2 protein-coding genes are annotated in these 1651 nt (G+C 68.4%); both read right to left on the bottom strand.

What is annotated here, in order from left to right:
* On the bottom strand, positions 1-1227 hold a 1227-nt coding region (locus tag ACWELQ_RS45335), incomplete at its 3' end, for a CocE/NonD family hydrolase (RefSeq protein WP_452403133.1).
* Between the two features lie 174 nt (positions 1228-1401).
* Positions 1402-1651: PucR family transcriptional regulator (locus ACWELQ_RS45330; protein ID WP_452403132.1), on the bottom strand; the 250-nt coding region annotated here is incomplete at its 5' end.

The raw sequence follows: 1651 nt of genomic DNA, 5'->3' as shown, positions 1-1651 counted from the left end.
CTGGGCGAGATCGACGCCGCGCTCTCCGCACACGAGAGCGTCGACTTCGCCGTGACCGTGGGCCATGGGATCACCGCGGGCACCACCGCGCTGGTCGGCACGCTGATCGGCGGCCATCGGCGCGAACTGATCCCGGCCTGCCGAAAGGTTCTGCAGCTGCGCGTAATTGCGGACCGCGCCCTCCTGATACAGGTCCCACCAGCCGTCCACCTGATACATGGCGATGCCGTTGTCGACCAGATTGTGCAGATCGGTCTCGAAACGCCGGTCCTGCCACCAGGAGTTGTCGTACGCGGTGGCGCCGCCGGTGTAGGCGTCGAAGAGCAGCTTCACGGTGCTGGTGTCCGGGCCGACCAGGGCCATCAGGTGATCGCCGAGCGAGCGCAGGAACTGCTGCGGCGAGACCACCGCGGACAGGAACGGGCCGATCAGACTCAGATACGGCACCATGAGCGAGATGACCGTCAGCAGCAGCGGGCTCATCATGCCGTCGTGATTGAGCACCTCGTCGAAGATGTTGTTGGGCACCGCGAACGGCACGATCGCCTTCAACGGTGAACCGGGGCCGACGGTTTCGGCGGTCCGCATGGCCGACAGGCCCGGGAACGAGTAGCCGTACATGCCGACCTTGCCGTTGGAGCCGGGCAGTTTCGCCGCCCAGTCCACCAGTTCCGCGCCGTCCGCGCCGTCCTGCTTGGACGCCGGACTCCACGCGCCGGTCGACCCGCCGGTGCCGCGCACATCCGCGGTCACCTCGATATAGCCGTGCCGCACCAGCATGTCCTGCATGGAGGTCGCCTGGTTGATGACGCGGCGGGCATCCTTCAACTGATCCGGCAACTGGATGTGCAGATCGTCGATCACGCCGGTCAGCGCGGCGGTCAGCGCGCTGGTGACCGCGCCGTAGGTGGTGAAGTTGACGATCACCGGGAACTCGCCCGCGGCCCGCTGCCCGGTCGCCGGATCGATGGGATACCGCACCTCGGCCTGCAACTGATTGCCGTCCGAGAGCGGAACGACTTGCCCCAGTTGATAACCCACACCGTACTGCTCGGGCGTCGGCTGATAATCGGACGGCAGACCGAAATTCGCGGGCGCGTCCGGCACCGGCCCGAAGACCGGCGCACCGTGCGCGGTAGTGGAGGAAACGGTCAGGGCCAGGACCGAGAACCCGGCCACGGCCCACGGTGCCACGCGGCAGCGACGGGGCCGGAAGGTGCTACTCAACGATCTACCTCTGCGGGGGTCGGGAGGTCGCCGCACGTGCGCCGCTGCGGAGGCGGACGGCTGGGACCACGTCGTCGGGATCGAGCACACCGCACAGCCTCGGCGCGCCGCTACCGGCAATCGCCACGACTACACCGCACCCGCTTGTGCAGTCGACCAATGAGGCGGGTCGGATTACGGTGCGAACGAGGCGGATTCGAGGCGGCGGGCGATGCGGGCCGCCGAGAGCGTCATGGCGTCGGTGGGGCGGTGCGGGTCGAGGCCGGTGAGTTCGTGGACCCGGGCCAGGCGGTAGGTGACGGTGTTGCGGTGGATGGTGAGCAGGCGGGCGGTGGCGAGCTGGTTGAAACCGGTGTCCACGAACACTTCCAGGGTTTCGGCCAGCAGCGGCTGCGCGTCCAGGGGTGCGAGGACGGCGGCCAGG

The sequence above is a fragment of the Nocardia sp. NPDC004722 genome, from assembly GCF_053601505.1.
The sequence above is the reverse complement of the archived record's forward strand: the minus strand, read 5'-3'. Positions and strand labels throughout refer to the sequence as shown.